This window comes from Niabella hirudinis (assembly GCF_051201075.1).
Taxonomy (GTDB): domain Bacteria; phylum Bacteroidota; class Bacteroidia; order Chitinophagales; family Chitinophagaceae; genus Niabella; species Niabella hirudinis.
On the sequence record NZ_JBPEHJ010000007.1, the window covers coordinates 207,047 to 231,830 of the forward strand.

The 24,784-nt window shown below is 44.4% G+C and carries 26 protein-coding genes; 20 read left to right on the forward strand and 6 right to left on the reverse strand.

Features of this window, described 5'->3' with window-relative positions; genetic code table 11:
* Positions 1-57: 57 nt before the first annotated feature.
* The 13 genes from GGU45_RS14880 to GGU45_RS14940 all read left to right on the forward strand — a co-directional run bounded on the left by GGU45_RS14880 (position 58) and on the right by GGU45_RS14940 (position 12,317).
* Positions 58-1,293, forward strand: a complete 1,236-nt coding sequence (locus GGU45_RS14880) for a hypothetical protein (RefSeq protein ID WP_435226001.1) — start codon at positions 58-60, stop codon at positions 1,291-1,293.
* Positions 1,284-1,493 carry a heavy metal-binding domain-containing protein gene (locus GGU45_RS14885; protein WP_435226002.1) on the forward strand — a complete coding sequence of 70 codons (210 nt, stop codon included), beginning with the start codon at positions 1,284-1,286 and terminating at the stop codon, positions 1,491-1,493. The genes GGU45_RS14880 and GGU45_RS14885 overlap by 10 nt, the downstream gene beginning before the upstream one ends.
* A complete protein-coding gene (locus GGU45_RS14890; RefSeq protein ID WP_435226004.1) occupies positions 1,481-1,831 on the forward strand; it encodes a hypothetical protein in 351 nt (116 codons plus the stop codon). The genes GGU45_RS14885 and GGU45_RS14890 overlap by 13 nt, the downstream gene beginning before the upstream one ends.
* Before the next feature lie 345 nt (positions 1,832-2,176).
* On the forward strand, positions 2,177-2,530 hold the full coding sequence (locus GGU45_RS14895) for a type II toxin-antitoxin system RelE/ParE family toxin (protein ID WP_435226006.1): 354 nt from the start codon (positions 2,177-2,179) through the stop codon (positions 2,528-2,530).
* Positions 2,511-2,819 (forward strand): helix-turn-helix domain-containing protein, encoded by a 309-nt coding sequence (locus GGU45_RS14900; protein WP_435226008.1) that lies wholly within the window; start codon positions 2,511-2,513, stop codon positions 2,817-2,819. Before GGU45_RS14895 ends, GGU45_RS14900 begins: the two co-directional genes overlap by 20 nt.
* Before the next feature lie 244 nt (positions 2,820-3,063).
* Complete coding sequence (locus GGU45_RS14905; RefSeq protein ID WP_435226010.1) at positions 3,064-3,390, forward strand: hypothetical protein; 327 nt, start codon at positions 3,064-3,066, stop codon at positions 3,388-3,390.
* Positions 3,387-3,890, forward strand: coding sequence for a hypothetical protein (locus GGU45_RS14910; protein ID WP_435226011.1), 504 nt, complete (start codon positions 3,387-3,389; stop codon positions 3,888-3,890). The genes GGU45_RS14905 and GGU45_RS14910 overlap by 4 nt, the downstream gene beginning before the upstream one ends.
* Before the next feature lie 312 nt (positions 3,891-4,202).
* Positions 4,203-5,006, forward strand: a complete 804-nt coding sequence (locus GGU45_RS14915; RefSeq protein WP_435226013.1) for an SDR family NAD(P)-dependent oxidoreductase — start codon at positions 4,203-4,205, stop codon at positions 5,004-5,006.
* 83 nt (positions 5,007-5,089) lie between these two features.
* Positions 5,090-5,944: an RNA polymerase sigma factor gene (locus GGU45_RS14920; RefSeq protein WP_435226015.1), complete on the forward strand. Its 855-nt coding sequence runs from the start codon at positions 5,090-5,092 to the stop codon at positions 5,942-5,944.
* 4 nt (positions 5,945-5,948) lie between these two features.
* Positions 5,949-6,161, forward strand: a complete 213-nt coding sequence (locus GGU45_RS14925; protein WP_435226017.1) for a DUF4304 domain-containing protein — start codon at positions 5,949-5,951, stop codon at positions 6,159-6,161.
* Between the two features lie 921 nt (positions 6,162-7,082).
* Positions 7,083-7,646: a TlpA family protein disulfide reductase gene (locus tag GGU45_RS14930; protein ID WP_435226019.1), complete on the forward strand. Its 564-nt coding sequence runs from the start codon at positions 7,083-7,085 to the stop codon at positions 7,644-7,646.
* A gap of 28 nt (positions 7,647-7,674) precedes the next feature.
* A complete protein-coding gene (locus GGU45_RS14935; RefSeq protein WP_435226021.1) occupies positions 7,675-10,896 on the forward strand; it encodes a SusC/RagA family TonB-linked outer membrane protein in 3,222 nt (1,073 codons plus the stop codon).
* A 20-nt stretch (positions 10,897-10,916) separates the two neighbouring features.
* Positions 10,917-12,317, forward strand: a complete 1,401-nt coding sequence (locus tag GGU45_RS14940) for a RagB/SusD family nutrient uptake outer membrane protein (RefSeq protein ID WP_435226023.1) — start codon at positions 10,917-10,919, stop codon at positions 12,315-12,317.
* 47 nt (positions 12,318-12,364) lie between these two features.
* Here GGU45_RS14940 and GGU45_RS14945 read toward each other — a convergent pair whose 3' ends face one another.
* Positions 12,365-12,790, reverse strand: coding sequence for a hypothetical protein (locus GGU45_RS14945; protein WP_435226025.1), 426 nt, complete (start codon positions 12,788-12,790; stop codon positions 12,365-12,367).
* Between the two features lie 803 nt (positions 12,791-13,593).
* On the opposite strand from GGU45_RS14945, the gene GGU45_RS14950 reads away from it, so the two are divergent.
* Positions 13,594-13,872 carry a hypothetical protein gene (locus GGU45_RS14950; RefSeq protein WP_435226026.1) on the forward strand — a complete coding sequence of 93 codons (279 nt, stop codon included), beginning with the start codon at positions 13,594-13,596 and terminating at the stop codon, positions 13,870-13,872.
* Positions 13,873-13,890: 18 nt separating this feature from the next.
* Here GGU45_RS14950 and topA read toward each other — a convergent pair whose 3' ends face one another.
* Entirely contained in the window at positions 13,891-16,470 is a 2,580-nt protein-coding gene (topA, locus tag GGU45_RS14955; RefSeq protein WP_435226028.1) for a type I DNA topoisomerase, read from the reverse strand.
* A 105-nt stretch (positions 16,471-16,575) separates the two neighbouring features.
* Positions 16,576-17,418 (reverse strand): alpha/beta hydrolase, encoded by an 843-nt coding sequence (locus GGU45_RS14960; protein ID WP_435226029.1) that lies wholly within the window; start codon positions 17,416-17,418, stop codon positions 16,576-16,578.
* A gap of 28 nt (positions 17,419-17,446) precedes the next feature.
* Here GGU45_RS14960 and GGU45_RS14965 point away from each other — a divergent pair, with 28 nt between their 5' ends.
* The 5 genes from GGU45_RS14965 (at position 17,447) to GGU45_RS14985 (ending at position 21,751) form a co-directional block, all read left to right on the forward strand.
* On the forward strand, positions 17,447-18,208 hold the full coding sequence (locus tag GGU45_RS14965) for a Rossmann-like and DUF2520 domain-containing protein (protein ID WP_435226031.1): 762 nt from the start codon (positions 17,447-17,449) through the stop codon (positions 18,206-18,208).
* 202 nt (positions 18,209-18,410) lie between these two features.
* Positions 18,411-18,932: a KdsC family phosphatase gene (locus GGU45_RS14970; protein ID WP_435226033.1), complete on the forward strand. Its 522-nt coding sequence runs from the start codon at positions 18,411-18,413 to the stop codon at positions 18,930-18,932.
* 16 nt (positions 18,933-18,948) lie between these two features.
* Positions 18,949-19,863, forward strand: coding sequence for a geranylgeranylglycerol-phosphate geranylgeranyltransferase (locus GGU45_RS14975; RefSeq protein WP_435226035.1), 915 nt, complete (start codon positions 18,949-18,951; stop codon positions 19,861-19,863).
* 4 nt (positions 19,864-19,867) lie between these two features.
* The gene (locus GGU45_RS14980; protein ID WP_435226037.1) at positions 19,868-20,458 is read left to right on the forward strand and encodes a Maf family protein; all 591 of its coding nucleotides are present in this window, start codon (positions 19,868-19,870) and stop codon (positions 20,456-20,458) included.
* 30 nt (positions 20,459-20,488) lie between these two features.
* Entirely contained in the window at positions 20,489-21,751 is a 1,263-nt protein-coding gene (locus GGU45_RS14985) for a DUF2851 family protein (RefSeq protein WP_435226038.1), read from the forward strand.
* A gap of 259 nt (positions 21,752-22,010) precedes the next feature.
* On the opposite strand, the gene GGU45_RS14990 is transcribed toward GGU45_RS14985, so the two are convergent.
* Positions 22,011-22,493: a hypothetical protein gene (locus tag GGU45_RS14990; RefSeq protein WP_435226040.1), complete on the reverse strand. Its 483-nt coding sequence runs from the start codon at positions 22,491-22,493 to the stop codon at positions 22,011-22,013.
* Between the two features lie 481 nt (positions 22,494-22,974).
* Positions 22,975-23,610 (reverse strand): NUDIX hydrolase, encoded by a 636-nt coding sequence (locus tag GGU45_RS14995; RefSeq protein WP_435226041.1) that lies wholly within the window; start codon positions 23,608-23,610, stop codon positions 22,975-22,977.
* A 60-nt stretch (positions 23,611-23,670) separates the two neighbouring features.
* Here GGU45_RS14995 and pyrE point away from each other — a divergent pair, with 60 nt between their 5' ends.
* Positions 23,671-24,303, forward strand: a complete 633-nt coding sequence (gene pyrE / locus GGU45_RS15000; protein ID WP_435226043.1) for an orotate phosphoribosyltransferase — start codon at positions 23,671-23,673, stop codon at positions 24,301-24,303.
* On the opposite strand, the gene GGU45_RS15005 is transcribed toward pyrE, so the two are convergent.
* On the reverse strand, positions 24,300-24,764 hold the full coding sequence (locus tag GGU45_RS15005; protein ID WP_435226045.1) for an LEA/WHy family protein: 465 nt from the start codon (positions 24,762-24,764) through the stop codon (positions 24,300-24,302). The genes pyrE and GGU45_RS15005 overlap by 4 nt on opposite strands.
* Positions 24,765-24,784: the final 20 nt, after the last annotated feature.

Consider the following 24,784-nt stretch of genomic DNA (forward strand, 5'->3'; position numbering starts at 1 on the left):
GCCGGGGTTTTATTAAACTTTTTAGTAAAATAAGAATCCAAAGGTGAAAAGCGGAATATGAAAAATAGAACACCCTTCTTTTTCATTCTTGTTATGGCCTTGACTACGATATTGTCCTGCAGCAAGAATGATTCCCCGGCGCCCCCCGCCGGTTCAGAAGACAGTTTTACGGTTATTGTAAATAATGGGTATGGCAGCGGCTCCTACAAAATCGGTGACACGGTGCACCTGTTTTCCAATCATTATGCTGATAACCAGCTTTTTGATAAATGGACCGGTGATGTAGCCTTATTAAAGGCTCCAGATGAATGGCATACCTGGTTTATAATGCCCAACAGGAAGGTGTCGGTAACCGGCAGTGTCAAAAACAGCGTTGCCTATACTTTACAGTATGAGCAAATAATGGGGCGGGATCGGTTAAAGCCGGTATACTATTATTTTCCCGCGGGCCATAAGGGTGTTGTGTATTTACTGCACGGCACCAATGGCAGTGCGGCCTCCGTTGTTGGCGGATATGAATTTCAGCTTTTGATAAGGGATTTGATAAATGATAATTTTGGCGTGGTGATAACCGAAGCAGAAGAAGCTACAACAGGTATTGATGCCAATGGTGACGGAAAGCTGCGTTGGGCCATTTTGCCGGCCGATATAAACACAAATGTTGATTTTGCCAACATCCGGATACTCACAGAGTCGTTATACAACAAGGGGGTAACCAACAGTTCCAAGCCTAAATACGCAATAGGAATGAGTGACGGAGGCTTTTTTTCTTCGGCCCTTTCCTTCATGTATCATTATAGAGCCGGCGTAAATTACTGCTCCCAGGGAAGCCCTGTTGTTATAGCAACCACTTTGGTTCCTACGCTGTTTTGTATGGAAAGAAATGATGATAACCCCTCTGTGGGTCAGGCTGGGAATGCAGCGGCCTTGTCCAATTCAAATTCCTTAAATGCGCGGGGAGTTTGCAGTAATTACTTCGTAAATGAAAGGAGCCCCGTTTATACCGCGCGTTTTGCAAGACAAGGTGATATTACCGTAGCTCAATCGGTTTCCATTTTCAATGAATTAAAGAATAAAGGCTTTATTGATGATAATAATTATTTTGTTGGATATTCCGATGCCTTTTTAAATGCCTATCAAAATAGCCCGGGAAGTTTTCCGGTAATCAATGGGTTGTCCTTCTCTCAAAAAACAACGGTACTGGGAGAAATTAATTTATCCGTGGCCGACCACCACATGTACAGCGATTTTAACAGGAAAACGTTACGGTTTTTAAATACCCTTTGCCAATAGTTTTAGTAATCACAACTTCATCAGGTGATGGACTTAAGATAAAGCGATATTTAAAACCAATTTCCGCCCACATTGTTGCGGGGACAAACTTATTTAGCGACTTTTTAGGCGGTCTAACTGACGTATTCGGAGGGCGTTCACAGAGTTATCAAAAACAATTGACTTCACTTTTGATTTCAACCGAAGCATGGAGTTGCTAAAGAGCGGCAATTTCCAAGCCCAGAAACGAGGTGTTCGTGTTGTTACATATGACAAGCCATTTTATAAAAAACAAGACATGCAAGATTTGCAGAACATAAGGGAGTACATTCAGGAAACTTTTGTTGAACGTGGTACACGGACGACAAAAAAACAATTATTGTCTTCTAAGGAGAAAGAAGTTTGGACTTGTGAGTGTGGCAAGACTAATGACATTGGGGTTTATTGCAGCGGTTGCGGACAAGACATTTATGGTTTCAAACAGAACGAAATGAAACCAGCGGATGTTGACAATTACGTGGGGCAAAAAATCGGTTTAATTTCCGAGTACGTAGAATAACGAACGCTCAACGAGCCGGGTTTACACGGTAGCTGCCACAACTTTCACTACAAGCGCAAAGGTCAACCCGTGGCAACCTTCACTCAACCTAGTGTTTGCTAAATGCCAGCTCCCTTGTGTATTGCTCCCGTGCCAGGATGAAAAAAGCCATATCTTTATAGCCGACAAAAACTTAAACAAACACAAAACAAAATAAACGGGCTTTTTTCATTTGCCACTTCGCAAACACCCGGCTCGTAAGCGGTCATGCCACAAGACCAACATTCCTCTAAAGTTGAATTTCCGGGGTTAGAAAAACATTCAATTTTATTTTGGCAGAGTTCACTATTTAGCTAACTTTGTTTTGTGGAACAAAAATTTATGCGACACGTCTTTTACTACAAAAGCTATTTTCTGGAATTTTATAGAGAGCAGACAAAGGACGTTCAGAAAAAGTTCAACTGGACTTTGGAGCTCATTTCGGTTATTGATAAAGTCCCCAAAAAATATTTTGACCACATGACAGGAACCGATGGAATTTGGGAAATTAGAGTTGAAGTGGGAAGTAATATTTTTAGGGCTTTTTCTTTTTTTGACGAAGGAAGATTAATTGTGATTGCTAACGCTTTCCAGAAAAAATCTCAAAAGACACCGAAAAATGAACTTGAATTAGCCAAGAAAATTAAAAATGAATATTTTGATGAAAAAGGAAACAAATAAAAATCTGACATCGTTTGCTGACCATCTTGACCGGGAATATGGCAAGCGTGGGACAAAAAAAAGAGAAGCTTACGAACGAGAGTTTGAAGCTTTCAAAATCGGCGTTTTAATTCAGGAAATGCGGGAAAAACAAAACATGACGCAAGAACAACTTGCCGACAAAGTTGGCACCACAAAATCCTACATTTCACGAATCGAAAACAATGCAAGTGACATAAGACTCTCAACATTAATGCGTATCATTCAAGACGGACTTGGTGGACATCTAAAATTATCTTTAACAGCATAACGAAACGGCACGAACCGCTTACATCGGTTTTACACAAGCGGGGCCGAAGGAATAAACATCGGCTTTTGTACTACTATCATCAGCAGTTCCGGCTGACGGAATTCTATCAGCAAACGAATAAATAATCAGCTTTTTCATCTATATTCGGCTGAAGGTTCGAGCAGAAGGAATTCTATTTCCTGCCATCGCAAAGCCGCCGGCTTGTTATGCGGCAGCTTAAAGGACGACACAACAACAGAAAGTAATGGGACATAAAAAAGTTTGTTTAGAATGTAGATTGACACTTAACAGACCATTTGACAGTGGTTCTGAACAAACATATCCTTGCCCTGAATGTGGAAAATCAATGACACTTTTGCCTCACCGATTTAAACCACCTAAAAAGACAGAAGACAAAAAATGGGAAACAGTTAAGTTTCTAATTGAGAATGGATTTTATTATCAGCACATATACGAAATAGTTGAAACCAAAAATGGAGTGACGAACTATCAGAATTATGCAAAATATCCAGACAACCTTCGTGACGCTAAGAAATTTGTTGAACATTATAGAGATCGAGCTCTAAAATGACTGACAATCAACTAAATAAAGACGAAAAACAGGCAGAGCTTCAAAAGTACCGAGACTTAGTTTTGGGGACACTTGATTATTATATAGACTATACGGAACTGCATATCAAAACCCCTGACTATGACTCAATAGAGCATTATAAAGGACTTAAAACACAGACTGAGGAACACTACCGAAAAGGACGATTAACAAGACTGAAACAATGGTTTCGCGACTTAACAGAAATGCAGGTAGAAACTGGTGATTTGAAATTCAACAAGTATCTGCAAGACAAAACCAAGTATGACATTGACATTTTTAAATCCTATTTCCAACGTGCTGACCAGATAATTGGAAAAGGAAAAATCACGACAGATAATCAATTTTACGAGATCAACATAATGGTGAACCAACTTTGCCAAACCGTACCTGTTGACAATAATAAAATAAAAACATTAAACAGACTTTTAAGCGAATACGAGCAACGAAAATCACGGCAGACAAGAAAGCCGACCGCATAACAAGCTGTTTTGCAATAGTGCGGCTTGAAGTTATAGGCTCAACTTTAGGATTTCTATTTAACTTTACTACAAAACTCAACTGACAGTTCGCTATTGCCGCACCATCGCAAAGCCATCGGACGTTAGCTGCGATATTACGAAACCTTCAGCATTGTCTCAAACACCTGACAACTTCGAGTTAACACAAACAAAAACTTGCCAATAAGCTTTTGAATAATTAAGACGCAACAAAAGAAAATTATTTTTAAGAATTTCCGACCGTTTTGAATCGTTCATTCGTCAAAATGATACAAACAAGAAAATTGTATTAAAATGACAAATTTAAAAAACAAAGTTGCCGTAGTATTTGCGGCTTCGGGAGAAATTGCAGGAGCAGTTGCCCGCTCATTTTCAGAACACGGAACAAAGCTTTACCTCACAGCACGAAACTTTGATGCCGTAAAATTATTGGCAAAGGAACTTAACGAAAGCGGTGGTAATGTAGCAGCTGCCCAGGTTGATGCCTTGAACGAAACGGAGATTGACGATTTCCTAAGAAAGGTAATTGCTGACAATGGAAAATTAGACATTGTATTCAATGGTATTGGTGCAAACTATGAGGAAATGGGCGGACGTCCACCAACAACTATTGCTACTTTTGAGCAGTTTATGGCGCCGATAGAAAAAATTTGCGGTTCACAATTTCTTACTTCAAGAATTGCAGCAAGGTATATGATAGAAACAAAATCTGAAGGAGCTATTTTATTACTTACGGCTCAATTATCCAAATGCAAATTTCCAAATGTCGCAGGTATCACGGCGGCAAGTGCCGCCATTGAAGGGTTGACAAGAGTTATGGCCGCAGAATGGGGCGTAAACGGAATAAAAGTAACTTGTATTTGTGCCGGTGCTTTAATGGAAACGGAGAGAATATCGGGATTTATTTCAGACACAGCCAAAAAATATGGCATACCTGAGGAGCAGATTATTGCCCAATACAAATCATTTGATATAATAAAAACTGATTTGACATTAAAGCAGGTTGGCGAAACCGCAGCGTTTCTTGCTTCAGAAAATGGAATTGTATTCAATAGTCATATTGTTGATGTGGATTGCGGCAAGATGAATGTTTTGTAGAAGAATATTGTTGTACATTAGTGGTTGCAGTCTTTAAATCATCAAGACTGCAACATTTGTCTGTATTTACTAATAACTAACAAATGGAAAAAGAGGAAATAATTCAGTCGGCAATAAATGGCGATATAAACGCTTTCCAGAATTTGTTTGCTGAATTTCAAAGCCAATTGAAATCATATTTGTATCGCCTGTTAACAGATCGGGACGATGTTGAAGATTTAACTCATGACACATTCATTAGAGCATTCACTAAGATTTCAACTTTTAATCAGGATGCCAGTCTGAAAACCTGGGTTTTTAAAATAGCTACAAATCTTGCGTACGACCATTTAAGAAAGAAAAAAAGATGGCTTCCTGACGCTCAGGACAAAGCCGCAGACCTGGCTATCAGTTCGGAAGAAATCAGGCAGGTTTTTTGGATGGTTCATGACACATCCCCGACTGGCGCTTACGAAATGCGTGAGCATATTGATTATTGTTTTACCTGCATTTCAAAAACATTGCCCATTGAAAATCAAATTGCGCTGATATTAAAAAATATGTATGATTTTAAAGTAAAAGAAATTGCTGATATTCTTGAAAAAGCCGAAGGTGTTGTAAAGAATTTACTCAATGATGCAAGAAATACGATGACAGATATTTTTGAACACAGATGTGCATTAATTAACCAGGAAGGAATTTGTTATCAGTGCAGTCATATAAACGAAATATTCAACCCAAAACAAAATCAACAGGAAGAATTGATGAAATTGGAATTAGTAAAAGCATCAAAAAAATACAACAGGGAACAACTTTTTGAATTAAGAGAGCTTTTGGTAAAATCTATTGACCCTTTGCACGCATCAGGAACAGATTTTCACGAGGAAATAATGCGATGCCTTAGAACAGCAATAGGGGAAATTGACGATTTCTTTGACAGGGACAAACTGTTAACATAGAAGTATGACAGCGAAAGACATTCAGACTGATTTCATAAAGACGTATTTAAAACCGACATTGAAGGAGCATGGTTATAAAACGAGCGGACAAACCTGGCGGAAAAGTATGGGTGACTTTTTTATTGTTATCAACCTTCAAAATTCGCGATGGAATAGTAAAGAAGAACTTAGTTTTTGTTTAAACATTGGTGTAGCATGCGGACTGAAAATAAATTGACAAAAATGCCTGCCTATAACGGGCAGGTTGGCATAAATTGTTATTGATTTTCTGCGTGGTTGTCAAAGACCAAAGGTAATCCGAAAATTGAAAGCAATTCACAACAGTTAAAGCGCCTTTAATTCGTTCTTTAAAGTTGTCATGTCCTAACCATCAATAAACCCGACTGATTTTTCAATGCCGGATGGGTGGGGTTTGTTTGAAGGCAATCATGACTTTCTGCGGGGCAAGAGCAAACTAAAACAGGAGCCCATTCTATTTTTTGTATACACTTTTAGTAAAGTATGATGATATGATTTTTAAAAAAATATGGCCTATTATAGTAGGTCTTTTTAGTTTTTTATTATATTTGTATTAGAGTATTAGTTTTGCGATTACTTCATAATAATATTTGAAGCATTCGCTTTGAGTCTCGCTTTTGAAACCTGAGAAATTTCTGTGGCAACGAGATGAAGAGTAGAATGAGGCTGTCAAAAGTCTTCTATTTGTAATGCCAAACTTGTTTCGGCATTCAAAGAAGATTAATGATTGATAGATTCTGAAACAAGTTCAGAATAAAGTAGGTAGTTAAGGACTTTTGAGACAGCCACCTCTTATTCGTTGCCAGACTTTCCGGGGCCTCAAAACCGGCAAATTGCGTGTCACGTTCTCTTATTGCTTGTGACGTAAAAGAGCTTGCCGGGAGACTCATCCAACCCAAAACGGATGAGCGCTAAAACATTATATGAAACCTTTGTTCCCAATGCCGTAGCATTTATGGTATTATTTGCTTGTAAACCCAAAATTCCCGTCTAAAGTACTGCCGAACGATGGGCTGCTTTTCTCATGTGCAACGGCTCCGGCATTCCCGGGGTGCAAACACCTGTTAAGCTATACCCAACATTTTTCCAAAAATTATTGCTTCATTTTTAATACTTAAGTATGAAAAGATTTACGCTGGCATGCGTGCTGGCTGGCCTATGCCTGTACACAGCAGCCCAGGAAAACACTGTACCACAGCCGGCAACCCGGTTATATATTGGTGATCAACTGTCCAATATTACCATTATAGATATGCTCAACTACCCACCGGGCAGGGCCTCCATTAACCAACTGCAGGCAGGCAATACCAAAGTGCTGCTATTGGATTTTTGGTTTACCACCTGTGGCGCCTGTGTACAGCAAATACCAAAGCTGCTGGCCTTGCAGCACCGGTTTAAAGCACAGCTGCAAATTGTAATGGTAACTTTTGAGCCGGATAGTATTGTGCGGCCATTTATAGCCCGGTGGGAGCAAAAGAATCATAAAAAATTAAGCTTGCCCATAGCCACGGCAGATACACTGCTGCAGCACTATTTTGACCAGGGCCCGCGGCCCAATTACGCCATACTGGGGCCTAACCGGGTATATATGGCGCATGGATCCCCGGCGCTGGTAACCCCGGCTATAATAGAAAGCATGCTGAGCACCGTGGCTGCAACGCGCCCCCCGCATAGGAAACGCTAACCTTTTTTATCACATAAAAACAAAGCTTATGAACAGGAAATTTTTTACGTGCCTGTGTTGCTTGCTGTTTTTTAACGCAGCCGTAACCGCACAGGACCAGCCAACCATTAGTGGTTACATAATCAATGCGGCTACTAAGGAGCCACTGCAGGCCGCTACTATTAAAAGTATGAACACTGCCCGTGTCGCGCTATCGGTAAAAAACGGCAATTACCGGCTGCAGCTGCCGGCGCTGCCGGATACCCTGCTGGTAACCCACACGGGCTATGTGCCGCAAAAGGTTGTTGTTAATAAACCCGGGCTGTACAATGTGCTATTGGAGCCCGAAGGAACTGCGCTGGCAGAAGTTACCATTAATACCGGCTACCAGCGGCTAAGCCCAAACGAGGTAAACGGCTCATTTACCGTAATTGATAACAAAACCCTGAACGAGCAAACGGGAACCAATATACTGGAGCGGTTGCAGGGCGTAACTAACGGGCTGCTGTTTAATACAGGGAAAATGAACCCGGGAAGTGAAATTTCTATAAGAGGCCTAAGCACCATTAACGGGCCGCTGGCGCCTTTAATTGTACTGGACAATTTTCCGTATGAAGGAAGTATAGCGGATATTAACCCCAACGATGTGGAAAGTATAACCATTTTAAAGGATGCCGCGGCTGCCAGCATTTGGGGCGCCAGGGCTGCCAATGGGGTTATTGTAATTACAACAAAAAAGGGGCGGTTTAACCAAAAACTAAAGGTGGCCGTCAATGCCAGTACACTGTTTTTACAACCGGCAAACCTGTTTTCCTTGCCGCAAATGTCCGTTGCCGATTATGTTGATATAGAAACGGAACTGTTTAAAAAAGGGCAGTTTAATGCGGACATAAACAATACCCGAGCGCGCCTTCCGTTAACCCCGCTGGTGGAAATATTGCTACAACGCAGGGGCGGCCTTATCTCTGCTGAGGACTCCGCAATGCTGATTAGTCGGCTAAAAAAGCAGGATGGCAGAACACGGTATGCCAACTATTTTCAACGCCAGGGCATAACGCAGCAATATGCCGTAAATATAACGGGTGGCAATCAGCAAATTTCATGGACTTTTGGTGGCGATTATAACCGGATGCTGGCTACTAACCGGGCAACTTCAGAAAAAATAAACATTCATCTGGACAATAGTTTCCGGCTTCTCCAAAACTTTACCATCAACCTGGGCGGCTATTATGCGGCCACGGCTGCCAAAAGCGGCATGCCGGACTTTGCAGCTATTACAAGGGTAGGCAACCGGTATGTACCATATCTTGAATTTGTAGATGAAGTTGGAAATGCCTTGCCAGCTGATAAATACAGGAGGGGGTATATTGATACGCTTGGGCAGGGGCGCCTGCTGGACTGGCATTATTACCCGTACACAGATTACCGGCATGATGTTACTTCTTCAAAAAACCAGAACCTGCTGGCCCGGGTAAACCTTAGCTATACCCTCTTTAAAGGCCTGGAGTTAACAGCCAATTATCAATATCAAAATTCATGGGGAACAGTTTCCCGCTTTGCAGATATCAACAGCTTTTATCTGCGGGATCTGATCAACCGGTTTACCCAATTGAATTATTCAAATGCCCCGGATGTATTTCCCGTTCCAAAAGGAGATATGCTGAGCCAGTCCGGCAGCGGGCTTATTACTCATAATTTTAGGGGCCTGGCCTCATTTAAACAGCAGTGGAAGGGCCATGCGGTAAATGTTATTGCCGGGGCTGATGTCCGCGATTCAAAAACAAGCCTTGGCACCGGCTCCTTTACCCTGTACGGCTACCAGGAGGATCCGCTGTCAAAAGCAACGGTAGATCATTACAACCGATATCGCAATATAATTAGCGGCTATTTTGAAAACATTCCCGGTGCCCCGGGCATTGAGGCTTACAAAAACCTCCGCTATGTAAGTGTTTACTCCAATGCCTCATATACGTATCAGCATCGGTACAGTATTAGCGGAAGCTTTCGTAAGGATGCATCCAACGTATTTGGAGCCACTACCAACGATCGATGGAACCCTCTGTGGTCTGCCGGTGGCAGCTGGCAGGTTTCAGATGAACCTTTTTACCATTGGGCTGTTTTCCGGCGCTTAAAATTGCGTGCAAGCTTCGGTTTTAGTGGTAATGTGGACCCCGGTAAAACGCCTTTGCCCATAAGCGGGGTATATACTAACCCTGTTACTAACTTTCCTGTGCAGATCATTAGCAACCTGAATAATCCTTCGTTGAAATGGGAGATATCCAGGCAAATAAATATGGGAGTTGAATTTACAGGCAAAAACGATGTTTTTTCCGGCACTGTGGAGTTCTACAGCAAAAAAGGAACGGATCTTTATGGTGAAACGCCTTACGATTACACAGCCTGGGGCATGTATGATGTTATTACGAATAATGTGGCCAATATGACGGGGCACGGGTGGGATATAAATATTACTACCAACAATATAAACCGGACGGTTAAATGGCAAACAAACCTGATCTCTAATTATAACGTAAGCAAAACCTCTAAATATTTTACAGATGCATCCAAAGATATGTATGGCCCCAATAATGGTACTTACATAACGCCCGTTGTGGGCAAGCCTTTGTATGCAATATCTGCATTTAAATGGGAGGGGTTAAATGCAGAAGGAGATCCGCAGGGTAGTTTGGAAGGGGAGAAGAGTACGGATTATCAAAGCATTATCAATAAGATACAGGAGGAGGGCTCAAAGAGCAACAGCCTGGTATTTGCAGGCCCATCGGTACCGGTGCATTTTGGCTCGCTCATTAATTATGTTAGCTGGAAGGGGCTTAGTCTTTCCATCAATATTATGTATAAAATGGGTTACTATTTTAGAAAAACTTCTTTTACGTCAAGCGGGGTAATTGATAACGGGTACGGGCATGGCGATTATTATCTCCGATGGCAGCAGCCAGGGGATGAATATAAAACCCAGGTGCCAAAATTTGTTTACTCTGATTATAAACTGTATGCCTACAGAGATTTTTTTTACCAGAACGCATCAGTAAATATTTTGAAGGCGGACCATGTACGGCTGCATTATGTAAATCTTTCTTACACTTTTTTGCTTAACCAGCACACTACAACTCCCGTAAGCTTGCAGGTATATAGCAATGCGGCTAACCTGGGTATTTTATGGCGGGCAAATAAACAGCGGCTTGATCCTGACTACCCCAATACATATGCCCCACCAAAACAATATACCATTGGGCTGCGGGCAAATTTTTAATACCTAAAAATTAAAGAATCATGTTTGAAAAGACTTATAGTACAATAAGCCTGTATATACTGTGTATTTGTATGGCAGGCTTCTTTTCCTGCAATAAATTTTTGGATAAGAAAATAACAAATGGCATTACTTCTCCACAAAAGCTGGAGGACCTGCAGGCCCTGCTGGATAATGCCTCCGGTTTAAATGACAATATTACCCCGGTTTTTGGAGAGGCTTCCTCTGATGATTACTTTTTAAACCCCGATTACAGAAAAGTAATTGATCGCACGCCGCTTTTAAAAATGGTGTACATCCGGCAGCCGTATGAATATTCTTTTGAGAACGACTGGTCAAAAGGATACCTGCCGGTTTATAATGCTAATTATTGTTTGGAAATGCTCCGCAAAATTGATGCAGAAACTTCAAACGCTGATAAATGGAATAACGTTTATGGCAGTGCCCTGTTTTTAAGAGCCTACCACTTTTTAATGCTTACCTGGAACTATGCAAAAGCATACGATCCGGAAACCGCCGATAAAGATTTGGGTATTGTTTTGCGCCTGACATCCGATTTTAACGTACCCTCAAAGAGAGCGTCTGTAAGGGAAAGTTATGAGCAGATATTGGCGGATGCAAAAGAGAGCGTCCGGTACCTTCCGGATCTGCCCCTGCACGTTTACCGCCCCTCCCGGTGGGCGGCCTATGGCTTGTTGGCCCGTGCATACCTTTCTATGCGCCGGTATGACAGTGCTTACAGGTATGCGGATCTGTGCCTGCAGATAAAAAGTGACTTAATGGACTACAATGGGGATGATGATATTGCAGATTGGGAGAATATTTATCCATTTAAACAATTTAATAAAGAAACAATTTATTACACTGCAAGTAATCCCTGGCAGGTTACTATACTTTGCTCATTTCCCTATGCGTTGATCGATTCTGTACTAACCGGGTACTATGAAGAAAATGACCTTCGGCTAAAAGGATACTTTTTCAACATTAAAGGACACTATGGCTTTACGGGAAGCTATTCACAAACCCCAAACAATTTTACCGGTATAGCAACTGATGAGGTTTATTTAATTCGTGCAGAGTGTGCAGCAAGACTGAACAGTACGGCTATAGGGTTAAAAGAAGCCGTTATGGATTTAAATGCACTATTAGCAAAGAGATATGAAGCCGAAACATTTGTACCGCTGAGCAACTCGGAACAGGATCCATTACTAGACAGGATTCTTTTGGAGCGGAGAAAGGAACTGGTTTGCCGGGGGCTTAGGTGGATGGATATTAAAAGGCTCAATAAGGAGGGCCGGAATATTGTATTAAAGAGGGAGTTGGATAATGTAGCCTACACGGTGCTGCCCAATGCCAATTACTATGCACTGCCACTGCCTTCAGATATCATCAAAATTGCGGGGTTGGAACAAAATGATCAATAGTTAGTAAAAAGAGGCTGTAAATATTACAGCCTCTTTTTATTGTCCAATCAGGGTTTAGGCTGATTATTGATGGCGGAGGAAATGTTCTGAGGGGTGGCCAGGGTGCTATCAACCAGATTGGTTACATACGCGTCAGAAGACGAGCCCGCTGTTTGAATAGAAACCCGGGTGCTTGGGTTACTGCCACTTAAGTAGGTACTTTCATCAGCTTCCGGAACGGTGATAGAGAAAGAACAGGCATCCTGGTTAATATTTCCCAGGCATTTCTGGCTTGGACTTACTTCAGTCCAATTTGACCGGTCCATAACTGCTGCAGGAGAATAGTCCCCTGACGGTGCTGTATATTTAAAATGCAGGGTTGTATTGGCCAGCTTCGATGTTGTGGGGAAGGGCTTGGCCTTAAAGGCAAAAACAGTAATTGCCAGGCAAACGAGTGCCACCATTGGTACCACCAGTTTTATATTTCTTTTCATTTTTTGTAATTTTAGAATTGTATTAATATATGTTTTTACTTTGGGGGTATGCCGTTAACGCAATAAGAGCATACCCTTTCTTCGTAAGCGGCCCGCAAGGCCGGTATGGTCCTTATGGCGGCCTTGTGGGCAATAAACGCTATTTGCATATATATACTGCATATACTTTTATAGTTAAAGGCAAACGGGGCTTGTTTGATCCTATTTAGTTTGGAGCTTTTTGGTTCTGATCCCTTATGGTTTGCTTTAGTACAAAGTTGTGGTTTAAAAAAGGCGAAGTCAAGGGGGAAAACCCTACGTTTTGCGGGCTATTGAAAATATAGGGTTTTCCCTATGGCCCGGAAGTAGCTGTTTCTCAGGAGTGCTAAAACCCATGCTCAGCTCAATAGCATTAAGCGAATGCAGATTCTCTGTGATAGGTGGGTGCTGTCCAAAGGTTTTTAAAAGCAGGTTGGTAATCGCTGTGCCAGAGCCCGTCAATAGTAATTTTTGCCGTGTAATACCGCTTCAATGCCGTCCATTACGGGCATTGAAGATCCATAATGATTATGGGGCAGGGCAGGGGCGGACCTGAAATTTTTCGATGGAACACGAGTTCATCACCGACCTTGAAAGTTTTTCCAGGAAATCGAGGGCTGCTTCATCCATTGCCGCCCTTGAATCTACCAACTGTATGGTAATTATCTGTACCGATCTGGTAACGGCTCCCGCAATCGCTGAATTTTTCAGGGTGGTAGTGGAAAATGTGGCCGCGTACCAAAGCATTGCTATCGCTTTCGCCGGAAAAACAATGGCCGCAGATCATGAGCAACGTAATTGCGGCCAGTGTGCAGCATCACTGCAAACTGGTGTTTTTCGACAACGTGTACAGCTATGTCCCAACGGAAATTCCTTTTATAAATTTTGTTCTGTCATCCTGGTTACTGGCACAGGGTGGACTGTTCTCCCGTACTATAAATGAATTTAGGAAAATGCAATACCAGAACCGCCAGGATTATTATTTTGACAGTTCAAAATTTCTGAAACTAAAAGGCCATGACGCTGGCAAAGGCCTCCTGTGTACTGGCGCCTCCGTGTACTAGCGGCAACTTTGAGGCTACTTACTTTTTGGCAGTTTTTTTTGCAGCTGCTTTCTTTTTGGCGGGAGCTTTTTTTGCAGCAGTTTTCTTTGCCGGTTTACTGAAGGCTCCGGGAAGTTCCGCCTCAATCATTTTTTTTACGGTTTCTACTTCCAGTTCTGCTACTTCTTCCGGTGTATATTTTGAGCCGTCTTCCTTTCTTCCCAGCTTTACCATTTTTTTTCCAAAACGGATAAAAGCCCCCCAGCGCCCGTTTTCAAGGGCAATCTTCTCTTCGGGCCATTGCCGGATATAGCGGTTGGATTCCTTTTCTACCTTGGCGCTGATCAGCTCATTTATATCGCTTTGCGAGAGGTTGTCAAAATTGTAACGGCGGGGAACATTAATGAACAAATCGTTCCACTTAATATAGGGACCAAAGCGGCCCTTGCCTTTTGTCACAGGCTTTTCTTCAAAATGGGCAATAGGAGCATCCGCCGCCTGCTTTTCGGTAATAAGCGCAACGGCACGTTCCATATCCACCGATAAAGGGTCTTCCGTGCGCGGAATGGAAATAAAATCTTCACCCCATTTAACATAGGGGCCAAAACGTCCTACATTTACGGATACTTCTTTGTCCCCGTAGGTTCCCAGGGTTACCGGCAGCTTAAAGAGGTCCATCGCTTCATCGAAGGTGATCGTTTCGATGCTTTGCCCCTTGCGCAGTGTTGCAAACCGGGGTTTTTCCTCATCATCGGCATTCCCGATCTGGATCATAGGGCCAAAGCGGCCCATACGCGCCATTACCGGCTTGCCGGTACCGGGCTCGGCCCCCAGTTCCCGCTCTCCTTTAATACGCTCGGCCTTTTCAATCGTATTGTCTACATCCTCTTTAAACGGGTGGTAAAAATTGTCGATGAGCTGGTTCCAGGGAAGCTTCCCATTGGCGATCTCATCAAACTCTTCTTCAATTTTGGCGGTAAAGCCATAGTCCATAATATCCTCGAAGTGCTGCTTCAGAAAATCGGTTACCACCAGTCCCAGATCGGTGGGGAAGAGCTTTGATTTCTCAGCCCCGGTGATCTCTGTATTTTCTTTTTTTGTAAGCTGGTTGTCTTTTAACGTTATGGTACGGAATTTACGCTCAATGCCCTCTTTGTCGCGCTTTTCCACATATTCCCGTTTGAGAATGGTTGAAATGGTAGGCGCATAGGTAGAGGGGCGCCCGATGCCCAGTTCCTCCAGCTTTTTTACCAGGGATGCCTCCGTATACCGCGGGGAGGGGCGGGTAAACCGTTCGGTGCCCGTCATTTCCACCAGGGGCAGGTTTTGCCCCGTAGTTAACGGGGGCAGCATGCCTTCCTGTACCTCATCTTCCTGCATATCTTCATCATCACGGTCTTCACGATACAGTTTCAAAAATCCATCAAACTTTACCACTTCACCGGTGGCGGTCAATGATTCCTTATTGGTTGATATTTCAATTTTGGCGGTTGTTTTCTCCAGCTGCGCATCGGCCATCTGGCAAGCCATGGTACGCTTCCATATCAGGTCATATAACCGTTTCCAATCGGCATTTTCAACAGTGGTATTGCTCATATAGGTTGGGCGGATGGCTTCGTGCGCTTCCTGTGCACTCTCGTTCCTGTTCTTAAAACGGCGAAACTGGTGATAGGGCTCGCCGTACATATTTTTTATGGTATTGGTAAGATCGCCCAGTGCCGTATTGCTAAGGTTTACACTGTCTGTACGCATATAAGTAATATGCCCGTTCTCATAAAGCTGCTGGGCTATCTGCATGGTACGGCTTACGCTGTATCCAAATTTGCGGCTGGCCTCCTGCTGCAGGGTAGAGGTGGTAAAGGGCGGGGCCGGGCTGCGTTTGCCCGGTTTTACCTGTATATCGCTAACGGTGTAATTGGCGTTGAGACAGGATTGCAGAAATTTTTCCGCATCTGTAGCGGTATTAAATTTTGCGCCCTCCGCCTTAAACGATATTTTTTTACCATTGCTATCCGTAGCGGTAAAAACGGCTACAATTTTAAAGCTGCTTTGTGTTTCAAAAGCATTGATTTCCCGTTCTCTTTCTGCAATCAGGCGCACGGCAACACTCTGAACCCTGCCGGCGCTCAGGTTATTTTTTGTGCTTATTTTTCTCCAGAGAACCGGGCTTAACTCAAATCCTACAATACGGTCCAGTATCCTCCGGGCCTGCTGGGCATCAACCAGGTGCATATCTACATGGCGGGGCGCTGCCACGGCCTGTTGGATGGCCGGTTTGGTAATTTCATTAAAAACGATGCGCTTAGTGGTTCTGGGATCCAGGCCCAACACCTCGCATAAATGCCAGCTGATGGCTTCGCCCTCGCGGTCCTCATCCGTTGCCAGCCACACTTCTTCACTTTTTGAGGCCAGGTTTTTAAGGTCGCGCACCACTTTTTCTTTCCCCTCCGACACCACATAACGGGGATGAAACTGCTTATCGATATCGATCCCCATTCCTGCTTTTTCAAGATCACGAATGTGGCCAAAACTGCTTTTTACCTGAAAGTCCTTGCCTAAAAATTTCTCAATAGTTTTTGCTTTTGCAGGGCTCTCAACGATCAATAAATTCTTCGCCATAATCTTATCTGAACAACGCTTTTATTACTAAATTTTGAACAAGATTAGAATTTTTTTTTTAAATCACGCTGATTTTTACCTCACGGCGACTATCATTTTACAGATTTAAAGAAAATCGATTACCTTCTTTAAAACAGTTGCGTCCCGGTAAATTTTACTATGCCCGAGCCCTTTGGTAAAAATAAACCGGATATTTGGCGGAGCCAGCTCCTGTATTTCCAGGGCTTCTTTTACAGGAGTGATGGGGTCCTCCTGGTCATGGATCCACAGAATTTCACTCTTAAGGGCCGGCAAACATCTTTTGATGGTAAACCAGCTCAGTTCTTTCCCCGAAAGCCGGATCACATTATTATAAAAGTGCCGCTGTATTTCCCGATCACCAATAGCCATTTGTTTAAAAAAAACAGTGGCCAGGCCGCCGGTGTCGGCGGCCGGGGCAAACAATACCATTTTAACAGCTGCGGGTTGCGGCAGTTCAGAAACGGCCAGGGCCACGGCCAAACCACCAAATGAATGGCCGATATAGGCGCTGAAGGGGCCATATTCGCGGGTAAGTACCGCTACTAATTGCGTATAATCTACCGCGTTGATCTGTTTGCCGCTGCTATGCCCGTGGGCCGGGGCATCAAAAGCTACCACCTCATATCCTTTTTCAATCAGGCCGGGCACCAGGTGCTCGAACCGTTGGGTATGCGAGCGAAAGCCATGGGCAATCAGGAGCTTTTGTTTTGCCCCCTCGTTCCAGCAATAGCCCTTTAAACGATATTGCCCAAACTGCAGGGTCAATTGTACGGCCGATTGTAAAAGGGGGCTAAGCGCGTAATTTCCTTTGCCAATCGGGGTACAAAAGATCCGGAAAGCCGCATCGCCCGCCCGCTTTTTGGAAACGAGCGCCAGCAACCTGATCCGGGCTTTGTAAAGTTCCTTTATAAAATTTTGTAATTTCATCCGTAATTTTTCTAAAGGTATCTATATTATGAATATTGTTATACTTGGATCGGGGAATGTGGCGGCGGTATTAGGGCGGAAACTGCGCAATGCGGGTCATGAGATCCTGCAGGTTTACGGACGCAATGCCAGCGCGGCATCTGAGCTGGCTTATGAGTTGGATACAGAGTCTGCAAATTATACAAGCCTTATATCCGGGGCGGGGGATGTATACCTGGTAGCGGTAAGTGATACGGCTATTGCGCCGCTGGCGGCCGACCTGCGGTTGAAGGGGAAAATAGTTGTGCATACGGCTGCTGCGGTGCCCATGGAGGTTTTAAGGGGGGTTACTGATAATTATGGGGTCTTTTACCCACTGCAAAGTATGCGGAAACAGCAGGAAAAGATTCCTGAGCTAACGATATATACGGAGGCTTCCAATGACAAAACAAAAAAAGTGCTGGATCAGCTGGCGGGCTCCATTACCGCCAATCCGGTACATACCGCCAACCTGGACAAGCGCTCAAAGCTTCATGTAGCCGCGGTTTTTGTTAATAATTTTACGAACTATTTATTTGACCTGGCGGAATCATTTTGCAACCGGGAAGGGGTTGCTTTTAAGGAATTGCTGCCCCTGCTGCAAAATACCGTAGAGCGGTTAAAGGACGAATCGCCCTCCCGGATGCAGACCGGGCCGGCCGCCCGAGGAGATCAGGATACCATCAGGCGGCACCAGGAAATTTTAAAAGACTATCCGGAGCAACTTTCCGTTTATAATTTCCTGACGGAGGCACTGATGAAGCATTGCTGAAGGCGTGTTTGTTTCAAGTTTAAGGTTTAAAGTTTCACGTTAACGCTTTTGCACTGGTAGAAATGTCTCAATTCTCAACGCCAACGCCTGAATACTAAAATACAGGTACTAAATACTGAATGCTCAAATCTGAATATTTCCGGTTTCAGCGAACGGGTTGAATCCTATACATTTGCATCAGCTTTAATAAAATTACAATAGCATGAATCTGTTGCAGCGGTTCCAGAAAATAAGAACGTTTATTTTTGATGTGGATGGAGTGCTTACCGATGGCGACCTGCTGGTGTTGGAAAGCGGCGAAATGGCCCGCGTTATGAATGTGAAAGACGGATATGCACTACAACTGCTGATTAAACTGAATTATGAGGTTATTATTGTTTCGGGATCGGCGCCGTCTGCCGTGCAACAGCGCCTTGGCAAACTGGGCATCCGTGAAATGTATTTTGAAGTAAAGGATAAGAAAATCTTTATCCAGGGGCTTATGGAGCAAAAAAAATGGGCGCCGGAGGCCATTTTGTTTATGGGAGATGATCTGCCGGACCTGCCTGTTTTTGATATTGTAGGCTTGCCGGCCTGCCCGGCGGATGCGGTGGGAGAGATCCAGCAAAAAGCGCGGTTTATTTCCGGCTTTAACGGCGGACGCGGCTGTGTGCGCGAAGTGATTGAAAAAGTATTGCGCAGCAATGGCCAGTGGGGAAACGAACCGCTGGTTGCTTCTACTTAAATTTAAAAAGACCCGGATGAAAATAGCGGCATTTTTCAGATTGGTGCGTTACCCAAACCTGATCTTTATTGCTTTAACTCAGGTAATGTTCCAGTATTGCATTTACGCTCCAATTTACGGGGAGGGAAAAGAGCCCCCTTCCCGGTTTATAATGCTGGTGCTGGCTTCCGTGTTTATTGCAGCTGCCGGAAATATCATCAACGATTATTTTGATATGAACATTGACCGGATCAACAAACCGCAGAAAATGATCATTGGCAAATATATCAATCGCAGGTGGGCCCTGGTATGGCACCTGGTGTTAAGTATACTGGGTATTTTGCTTACGGCGGCGGCAGTATCCCGCTGGTACCTGGTGGCGGCCAATATGTTGTGTGTATTGCTCTTGTGGTTCTATTCGGCAAAATTCAAAAAAGAAATCCTGATCGGAAATATTGTTATTTCGTTGCTGACGGCCTGGACGATCATGATCATTTTTCTTTCCAAATTCTCTTTTTCAGACGCCTTTGGCAACGGGCAGGAAAACCAGCTCAAGCTTTTTCGTTTTGCCGTACTTTATGCCGGATTTGCCTTTATGATTTCACTGGTGCGGGAGGCTATAAAAGATATGGAGGACATCGCAGGCGACCGGAAATATGGTTGCAACACCATGCCGATTGCATGGGGGGTAAACGCTACTAAAGTATATATTGCCGTATGGCTTACGCTGCTGATGGCGCTGCTGCTGGTGGTTCAGTTTTACATTCTTCAGCTGGGCTGGTGGCCCGGGGTGGTTTATTGTGTACTGCTGGTCATTATCCCGGCGGCCTGGCTGCTCCGGAAACTGCTGCCCGCAAATACCCCGCAGGCATATCATTACCTGAGCATGGTTACCAAGGGTATTATGCTGACGGGCATTTTGTCGATGGGCATTTTTTATTTTTATCTCTGATTTTATGAGCAACAACCGGATCGTTCTTGCATCTTCCTCCCCGCGCCGCAAACAGATACTGGAATGGGCCGATGTTCCGTTCGATATCCTTACCCGGGAAATTGACGAACGTTTTGATCCGGCCCGGGATCTGTGTGCTGCCATTGCCGATGTAGCACTGAAAAAAGCACAGGCCGTAATGGGTGAGGTAGAAAGCGGGAGAATCATTCTTGCTGCGGATACCGTGGTGGCGCTGAACGACTGGGTGATTGGCAAACCCAAAAGCAGGGAAGAAGCTATTGATATGCTTACCCGGCTGCAGGATGCCACCCACCAGGTTATTACCGGGGTGGCCCTGGTAAAAGATCAGCAGGAAATCCTCTTTTCCGATGTAACAGAGGTAACGTTCTATCCGCTAACGAACCGGCAGATTGTTTACTACATCGACCGGTATCAACCTTTTGATAAGGCCGGATCCTATGCCATACAGGAATGGATCGGGGTTACGGGTATCAAAAAAATTAACGGGGATTTTTATAATGTAATGGGACTGCCGGTGAGCCGGGTTTTGCAGGAAATTCGTAAATTGCAGTATCAGCCCGCAGGAAGTGACTGATTTTTTGCTTAACCTGAAAAATAAAAACCTATGAACGAACAGCTTCTCCAATACATTTGGCAGTTTCAGTATTTTAATGCCCGGTCATTGGCAACAACCGATGGCATACCCGTGCAGGTAGTGAATACAGGAATGCTGAACCGCAACCAGGGGCCCGATTTTGAGCATGCCCGCATCCGCATCGGTAACACGTTGTGGGCGGGATCTGTGGAGCTGCATCTTAAAACCTCAGACTGGAACCGGCATTTGCATCAATACGACCGTAATTACCAGAAAGTGATTCTTCATGTGGTCTATGAGGATGACCGTAAAGATGAGGAAACGCTACCGGTTGTGGAGCTCAAAACCCTGATTTCCCGAAGCCTGTTAAGCCGGTATGAGGAGTTTTGCAATGCCCGGTCTTTTATACCCTGTGAGCAACTGATTGCTGCTGTTCCGGAGATAACGCTTAGTGTTTGGAAAAGTCGCCTTGTGGCGGAGCGCCTGATTCGTAAAGGCGGATTGGTGGAAGACTATCTTGAAGCCAATCACCGGCATTGGGAAGAAAGCTTTTGGTGGCTGCTGGCCAGGAATTTTGGTTTGCCCGTTAATGGAGATGCGTTTGAAGCGATCGCAAAAAGTATCCCGCTCCGGTTGCTGGCAAAACATAAACAACAGGTGCAACAGCTGGAGGCATTATTGCTGGGGCAGGGAGGATTGTTAAATGGCCGCTTCGATGATCCTTACCCACAGATGCTGCAGCGGGAATACCGGTTTCTTAAAAAGAAATACAGCCTGCAGCCGGTGCCCCATCCGGTTCACTTTTTACGTATGCGCCCGGGCAATTTTCCTACCGTGCGGCTGGCGCAGCTTGCAGCGGTTATCGCATCTTCAACTCACTTGTTTTCGAAAATCATGCAGGAAGCATCGCTGAGCCAGGTGCGGCAGTGGTTTAAAGCAGATGCTAATGATTTTTGGCATTATCACTATACGCTATCCGTACAAAGCGCTCTCCGGATAAAATCGGTAGGCGCTTCAATGGTGGATAATATTGTGATCAACACCATCACGCCGCTGCTTTTTGCCTACGGAAATATATACGGGCGCTACGACCTGAAGGAAAAAGCCATCCGTTGGCTGGAAGAAACAAAGCCCGAGAAAAATACGATTACAAAAGGGTTCGAATGTCTGGGGCTCAGGAGCCGGTCGGCATTGGATTCGCAGGCTTTTATCGAATTAAAGACCCGGTATTGCGATAAACGTAAATGCCTGTCCTGCTCCGCGGGGAATTACCTGCTGAAACGCGAAAAATAAGAGAAGTTGTCTCCGTATCAACGCAAAACCCGCCCGTATCGGATTGGGCGGGCGCCAAATAAAGCATGTAAAACGAAAAAGAAGCATTCGTTTAGCAAAAGTGGCCTGTCGGTTTTGACCGGGCCACTTTTGCATCTGCCTGAATGACCGGGCAGGCGGGTTTTATATTGGGTATTTGTTTTTTTACATTTCCTGAAGCCTTTTTGAAGGAACGGTCTTTTATAACGAATCGATTCACTTTTTTTATTCCCTGACCGGTTTAATGACGTCCGCGGTCGTTACGATCCCGTGCATAATCGCGATTGCGGTGGTCATCCCTGTAGCCGTTTTTATCCCGCTGGTTGTTGCTGTTACGATAAGCGTAGTCTCTTATCGAAACCTGGCTGTGATCATTCCGGTAGCGGTTATAACGGTTTTGATGCATGGCATTGTAGCGCCATGGGTTGCGGTCATTGATCACCACTTTATACGTGTTATAAAGATTGACGTTTCTATATTGCAGGGGCAGGGTACGGGTTGTAACCCAACTTCTGCGGTTCTGGTAAATATAGGTTCCATTACGCACATCATAGTAGGCATTGATCTCCGGAAGGTAATAATAGCGGGCCCGTTCATAACTATAACCATGAGGACCCCATTGCGGCTGATTGCCGATATTTACATTGATGTGCACCTGTGCACTGGTAGATTGAGTGGCGGCCACTGCGCCTGCCAGCATCATTAAAATAAATAACTTTTTCATACTGACCTCCTTTGTTTTTTGATGAATGTTGTTCTATTATATAGACGAGGCTCTTAAGAAAAGGCCAACAATGAAGGCGTTAATAAATTACTAAGGTTTTAGTTTGAAGTGGATGGCTGATGGTCAATAGTCAATGGTTAATGGTCGATAGGCTTCGGGCGTGAAAATGGGGTCCCGGGTGGAGCTATAAGCGGGTGGGAGAAGGGCCGCTATTAACAGGGAAACCACCAGCTACACCCGTGATGGATAACAAAAATACAAATAGAAGGAAGAGCCGGTTAGGGTGCATAACATTCTTTCAAACTTCTTTTAGAGTCAGGTTTTAACCGCAAAGTGCGCCAGGAATTCGCGAGGTTCGCAAGGATATTTAATAGTAACCGCCGTTGCGGGCACGCGTATTCGCTGCGTCCTTTGCCCGCCCGTACCGGAATTAAAAAAGAATCCCCAAAAATATTATGCACCCTCCGGTTAGTACCAAACATCAATCCCAATTACCCTGTTCCCAGGTTTCGAGTACGTCTACAATAGAGGCATAAGCAAGCTGCTTATGAATGGACACCTGGGGGGGCGGCATCCATCCGATTTCGGTAATGTCTTCTTCCGTTTGCGGTACCAGCGCTTCCCTAAAACTTCCTTTCATCAGGAACCAGTGTGATTCTTTAAGGATATGGTGGGTGCCCTGCTCATAAGTGTGATAGGTGATCTGCAGTGGCTTTTGCAGCTCAATTTGCGATAGCCCGGTTTCCTCTCTTACTTCTCTCAGGGCACATGCTTCAATCGTTTCGCCTTCGTCCAGTTTTCCCTTTGGCAGATCCCAAAAGCCCCTGCGATGAATCATCAGCACATCGACCCGCTCATTTATAACAAGGCCTCCGCCGGCCTGTATAACCTCAAATTTTTTGAAGAATGTATTTTTAAGCAGGTCGAAATCGGGGTGCATAAAAATCCCTGTTTTAATTTCGGGGAGCGTTAACTCCCGCAGCATGGCCTTTATAGAATGCGTGTCCAGCTCATCGATCAGCACCGTTTCGGGATGATGCAGCAACTCCTTTAGCCGGTCATCAGGCTGATCGCAGAGATAGAGGGTTTTATTATTGATGTGTATTTTAATTTGCATATAATTTCAGATTTATAAAAAGATGCGCTTAATTTCGCAGCCTAAATTTAGGGAGCTATTATGAACGATGCAAAAGTAGTTGCAGAAAAATTACTGCAGGTTAATGCAGTTAAATTGAGGCCGGAAGCGCCTTTTACCTGGGCCAGCGGCTGGAAGAGCCCGATTTATTGCGATAACCGGAGCATTTTGTCGTTTCCGTTTGTACGTGATTTTATCAAAAGTGAAATGTGCAACCTGCTGTTTGAAGAATTTGGTGAAGCCGACTGTATAGCCGGGGTGGCCACCGGGGCCATTGCCTGGGGGGCTCTTGCTGCCGATCAGCTGAAATTGCCGTTTATTTATGTGCGCCCCAAACCCAAGGAGCACGGACTGGGCAACCAGGTAGAGGGATTGTTTGAAAAAGGGCAGAAGATTGCTGTGGTGGAGGACCTGGTAAGTACCGGCAAAAGCAGTCTGCAGGCTGTTGATGCCCTGGAGGCCGCGGGGTTAAATGTGGTGGGAATGGTGTCTATTTTTACCTATGATTTCCCTGTGGCACAAGCTGCTTTTGCCGCGCGCAATATAAAATACCGCCCGCTGACCAGCTACCCGGTACTGCTGGAGCTGGCGCTTGAAAAAGGGATTATTAAAGAAGATGAAGCCGCATTGTTGCTGCAATGGCGCGAGGACCCGGCCAACTGGCAGGGCATTTAAAATTTAAACTGGCTTAACAAATCATTAGATGCTTTTTTCCCGTTGTACCGCAACGGGAAATTTTTTATAAGCGAGCCCTTGCTTAACCGGGCATTGCCGTCCAGTTTGATCGATACCGAATCCCGGGTGATCAGGTTGAGCGAGTTACTCAACAGGTCCTTCAGGTTTACTTTTAATCGTACGGGAACCGAAAAATCGCTCCGGGCTGGGATCTTTACGCTCTCATTCAGCAGGAAGTCCCCAATATAAATATCCTGGATCCAGGCCTTGCCACCGGCACTATTGAGCAGGGCGCCCAGTTTATTGGGGTTGTTGAACACGAGGTTCATTTCCATGGTGGTTTCGTTCATGCCAATTTTGCCCATTTTTACATTTTCCACTCCTACAAATTTTATGTCCTGGTACCGCATACAGGAAGAGAATAGAAGTAGCGCAGCGGCTATAATAAAAACTTGTTTCATTCAGATATGGTATTTGACGG